4 protein-coding genes are annotated in these 5,183 nt (G+C 69.7%); all 4 read right to left on the bottom strand.

The features are described 5' to 3' along the window. The coding region (locus AC1RRW_RS22240; RefSeq protein ID WP_492903895.1) for a hypothetical protein at positions 1–1,463 on the bottom strand (1,463 nt) is incomplete at its 3' end. 149 nt (positions 1,464–1,612) lie between these two features. Beyond that, on the bottom strand, positions 1,613–2,572 hold the full coding sequence (truB, locus tag AC1RRW_RS22235) for a tRNA pseudouridine(55) synthase TruB (RefSeq protein WP_492903894.1): 960 nt from the start codon (positions 2,570–2,572) through the stop codon (positions 1,613–1,615). Next, positions 2,565–3,008: a 30S ribosome-binding factor RbfA gene (gene rbfA / locus AC1RRW_RS22230; protein WP_492903892.1), complete on the bottom strand. Its 444-nt coding sequence runs from the start codon at positions 3,006–3,008 to the stop codon at positions 2,565–2,567. The genes truB and rbfA overlap by 8 nt, the downstream gene beginning before the upstream one ends. 150 nt (positions 3,009–3,158) lie before the next feature. Then, a partial coding sequence (gene infB, locus AC1RRW_RS22225; protein ID WP_492903890.1) for a translation initiation factor IF-2 occupies positions 3,159–5,183 on the bottom strand: 2,025 nt, incomplete at its 5' end.

Below are 5,183 nucleotides of genomic sequence, written 5' to 3'. Positions count from 1 at the left end.
CGATAGGCCGTCTCGATGCCGCGCGTCAGGTCGCCGCCCGCGATCGCATGCAGGCGATCGGCGAACTCCGTCGTCGCGCCGTCGACAACCGCGTTGATCTCGTTGATGCCTTCGACGAGTTCCTTCAGCGGCCCTTCGACTGTCCCGGCATCGGCCGATTGCGAGAAATCGCCGTCGCGCGCGGCGGCGACGACGACGCCGGCCTCGCGCAGCAGCGCCTGGATGGCGGCGGCCTGATCGGCATCGGCGCGCAGGCCGGTCTCGCGCTCGAGGCGGCTCGCTTCGAGCTCGAGCGCGTTGCGGCGATAGGTTTCGAGGCCGCCGCTGAGCGCGCCGATCTCGTCGGCACAGGCCGGCGCCGGAATGGCCTTCGAGAAATCCCCCGCCTGCATGCCGACCAACGACGCGTTGAGCGATTCGAGCGGCTTGGCGATGCGCCGCCGCACGCCGCGCCAGCTCAGGGCGCAAAGCAGCAGAAGCCCGGCCAGCAGGGCGCCCATGATGGCGAGCTTGGTCCAGGCCCGGTTGAGCTGGTTCTGCGTCACCGCCGCCATGTCGTCGAGCGACTGGGTCACGGCCGAGACGATGGCGGTAAAGGGGCCGTTGCACTGCCTGGTCCAGTCCTCGGCGCCGATGACCGCGCCCGCGCTTTGGCCGAGCTTGCCGATGAGCCCGTCCATCATCGCATTGGCGGCGACGACCTCGTTCGTCATCACGCCGACCTTGCGGGCAAGCTCAGTCGAGACGCCGGGGCGGGCAGCGAGCTGGCGCAGCTGGGCGAGCCCGGCATTCGAGGCGCCGCGCAATTCGCCGATGGCGCGGAGCTGCGCCGGTTCGAGCGCCTTGCCCGATCCAAGCGGCGCGCGCAAAACCGAGCATTGCGTGCCGTAATTGGAGCGGACCTGCCAGCCGGCCGCCTTGAAGGCCTGCAGGTCGGCGAGCGCCGGATCGGCCATGCGGGCGGCGTTGGAGGTGACGCCCGAGGCCTGGACGATCGCGGTCTCGATCTCGCCGACGCCGTTGTACCAGGGCATGGTCGCGGCGAGGCTGCGCTGCGCGCGGGGCTTCGCGGCCTCGGCATACATGTCCGGCAGGCGCGTCTCGGTCTGCTTCTCGCTGGCGGCGATGGCGTCGGCAAGCCTGACCCGGTCGGCGAGGTCCGTCGCCCGCAAGCGCTCGACCGCCCCGGCCAGGTGGCCGCGATTGGCCTGCTCGACCTGCTTGATCACGGCCGCGGCGTCATCCGTCGCCTGGATGGCGGTCTGGGCCTGGCCGCGATTGGACCGGATCGCATTGCCCGCGAGCAGCAGCGCGCGGTCAGCCTCGACCAGGCTCGTCAGGCGGGTGTTGGTGGTGACGTCCGTGATGGTGTCCTGCGCCAGATAGGCCAGCGTGCCGACGGCCGGGATGCAGATGCCGGCCATGGTGGCGAGCAGGTAACGCTTGATCGAGGTCGAGAACATGTCGCGGATCGCCTTCCGAACGCCCGGCGACCGTCTGGGCGGCCGGTTGCGACCGGAAAAGCGGCAAGCCGTCCCGGACGGAACGACCCTGGCGCGGCAAGGTTAAAATTCGCCGAAAAGCGGCAGTATCCGGTTAAGCCGGTCCGCGGCTACAGATTGAACACCCGGTGCGGCACGAACTCGCCCTGCGCGACCTCTCCGGTGGCGATCAGCACGCCGCCGCAGGTGGTATAGACCGCGGACGCCTCGACCGGCGCATCGCGACCGCGCAGCAGCACGCTCTGGCCGCGCTTCAACCTGAGCGCGGCGTCGCGGTGGACGACGATTTCCGGGATCAGCGCGAGCGCGGCGCTGACCGGCAGAAGCGCGACTGTCGCGGCTTCGGGGCTCTCCCGCAGCGTCTCGACGTTCGCGGCGGCGGCCAGGCCGAAAGGGCCGACGCGGGTGCGACGCAGATGCACGACATGGCCGAGGCAGCCGAGCGCGATGCCGAGATCGCGCGCGATCGCCCTGACATAGGCGCCCTTGCCGCATTCGGCCTCGAAGGTCGTGGCCGCCCCGTCATGGCTGACGATGCGCAGCGCGTCGATCTCGACGGGGCGCGCCTCCAGCGCGACCTCCTCGCCGTCGCGGGCGAGGTCGTAGGCGCGCTCGCCGGCGATCTTGATCGCCGAGAATTGCGGCGGCACCTGGCTGATCGTGCCGGTGAAGCGCGGCAGCAGCGCCGTGATGTCGGGCTCCATCGGGCGAGCATCGGAGGTCGCGATGACCTTGCCCTCCGTGTCGTCGGTGTTGGTCTGCATGCCCCAGGCCACGGTGAACTGATAGGCCTTGCGGCCGTCCATGACGAAGGGGACGGTCTTGGTCGCCTCGCCGAGCGCGATCGGCAAAAGGCCGGAGGCGAGCGGATCGAGCGTGCCGGCGTGGCCGGCCTTCCTGGCCGAGAAGGCGCGCTTGACCACGGCGACGGCATGGGTCGAGGTCATGCCGATCGGCTTGTCGAGCACGACCCAGCCATGCACGTCGCGCTTCTTCGGGCGCGGCGCGAGGCACTGGCCGCCGGGCTCCTCCGGCGCCGCCTGCTGTTCGGGAGCGGTGACGTCACTCATCGCCGCCGCCTTTGGGGTTTGCGCCCTCCTCGCCGATCCGCAGCGGCTGCTTCAGGATGTCCCGGCGAACCTTGTCGGAATGGAGCAGCGCATCGACGCGCTCGGCCTCGGCAAAGCTCTCATCCTGCAGGAAGCGGATATCGGGCGCGAATTTCAGGTTCACGCGATGGGCGATCTCGCCGCGGATGTATTTCTTGTGCGTGTTGAGCGCCTTCAGCACGGGTCCGACATCGCCGCCGCCGAGCGGCATGACGAAGCAGGTCGCGAGCTTGAGATCGGTCGAGAGCCTGACCTCGGGCACGGTGACGACGTGCCTGGCCAAAACCTCGTCATGGATGTCGCCGCGCGCGAGCAACTCGGCGAGCGCGTGGCGGATCAGCTCGCCGATGCGCAATTGCCGCTGGTTCGGCCCGGAGGATTTCGCTGGTCTTGCCATGATGGTTCTCGTTCTCCGGGATCGGACCGGATGGACGGCTCAAACATCATGGCCGGGCTCCGGCCCGGCCATGACGTGATGGGTCGGACGCGACGGGCGCCGCGTTGGGAGGGAGACGGCCGGGACGGAGCCCGACCGTGACGGCTCGCCTTACAGCGTCCGCTTGATCTCCTCGACGCGGTAGCACTCGATGACGTCGCCGGCGCGCATGTCCTGGTAGTTCTCGAAGGACATGCCGCATTCCTGGCCGGCCACGACTTCCTTGGCGTCGTCCTTGAAGCGCTTGAGCTGGGCGAGCCTGCCTTCGTGGACCACGACGTTGTCGCGGATCAGGCGGACATTGGCGCCGCGCTCGATCGTGCCGTCGGTGACGCGGCAGCCGGCGATCTTGCCGACCTTCGAGACGTTGAAGATCTCGAGGATCTGCGCGTTTCCGAGCATGGTTTCGCGGAGGGTCGGCGCGAGCAGACCCGACATCGCCGCCTTCACGTCGTCCACGAGATTGTAGATGATGTTGTAGTAGCGGATCTCGACGCCGGCCCGTTCGGCCGCCTCGCGCGCTTCCTTGTGGGCGCGCACGTTGAAGCCGATCACCGCCGCGCCGGAAGCCTGGGCGAGCGTGATGTCGGATTCGGTGATGCCGCCGACACCCGATTGCAGCACGCGGGCGCGCACCTCCTCGTTGCCGACTTTTTCGAGCGTTCCCACAATGGCTTCCACAGAACCTTGCACGTCGGCCTTGATGACGAGCGGGAACTCCTTGCGGCCGGCGCCTTCCTTGAGATCGCGCATCATCTCGGCCAGCGAACGGCCCGCGCCCGATCCGCCGCCGCGCGCGGCGATGCGGTCGCGCTTCTGGCGCTCGCGGTAATCGGTGATCTCGCGGGCGCGCGCCTCGGACTCGACCACCGCGACGCGGTCGCCTGCCTCGGGCGTGCCGTTGAAGCCGAGAACCTCGACCGGGAGAGAGGGCGGCGCCTCCCTGATATGGGCGCCGGTGTCGCCGATCAGGGCGCGCACGCGGCCCCATTCGGAGCCCGCCACGACGATGTCGCCGGTGCGCAGCGTGCCGCGCTGGACGAGCACGGTCGCGACCGGGCCGCGGCCGCGGTCGAGCTTGGCCTCGATCACGGTACCCTCGGCCGGACGGTCGGGGTTGGCCTTGAGATCGAGCAGTTCGGCCTGGAGCGCGATGGCCTCGAGCAGCTTGTCGAGGTTCTTGCCGGTCTTGGCCGACACCTCGATCTCGAGCGTCTCGCCTCCCAGCGTCTCGACCTGGATCTCGTATTGCAGCAGCTCGGAGCGCACGCGCTCGGGGCTGGCGTCGGACTTGTCGATCTTGTTGATCGCCACGATCAGCGGCACGCCGGCGGCCTTGGCGTGGTTGATCGCCTCGACCGTCTGCGGCATGACGCCGTCATCGGCCGCGACGACCAGCACGACGACGTCGGTGACCTTGGCGCCGCGGGCGCGCATCGCCGTGAAGGCGGCGTGGCCGGGCGTGTCGATGAAGGTGACCTGAGCGCCCGACGGCGTCTTCACCTGATAGGCGCCGATATGCTGGGTGATGCCGCCGGCCTCGCCGGTGACGACATGGGTGTGGCGGATCGCGTCGAGCAGCGAGGTCTTGCCGTGGTCGACATGGCCCATGATGGTGACGACGGCCGGGCGCGAGACCAGCGTGTTCTCGGGGTCGTCGTCGCGGAACAGATCGCCCTCGACGTCGGAATCGGCGACGCGCCTGACGGTGTGGCCCATTTCCTCGGCGACGAGCTGGGCGGTGTCGGCGTCGATCACGTCGGTGATCTTGTGCATCGCGCCCTGCTTCATCAGGAGGCGGATGACGTCGACGCCGCGCTCGGTCATGCGGTTGGCGAGTTCCTGGATGGTGATCGTCTCGGGAACGATCACCTCGCGCATCACGCGCTCCTTGGCGACGTCCGAGGCGCGATGCCCCGTCATGCGCTGGACGCGGCGGCGGAAGGCGGCGACCGAGCGCGTGCGCTCGTCGTCGCCGCCGGTCGCGGTCGAGAGCGTCAGGCGGCCGCGCGGCTTCTCGCCGACCTTCGGGGTCTTGGGCGCGGGCACGGGCGCGCCGCGCGGCGGACCGCCGGCAAAGCCGCCCGGGCGGCGGAAGGCGGGCCTCGCCTCGCCGTCGTCGGGGCGGCTGCGCGG

It is taken from the genome of Allobosea sp. GW821-FHT12C12 (assembly GCF_058807355.1).
Note: the sequence above shows the minus strand (reverse complement) of the source record. Positions and strands in the feature narration are given on the sequence as shown.

Coding starts and splice junctions, on each gene's coding strand:
- truB (WP_492903894.1), bottom strand. CDS start 2,572: ATGAGTGACGTCACCGCTCCCGAACAGCAGGCGGCGCCGGAGGAGCCC.
- rbfA (WP_492903892.1), bottom strand. CDS start 3,008: ATGGCAAGACCAGCGAAATCCTCCGGGCCGAACCAGCGGCAATTGCGC.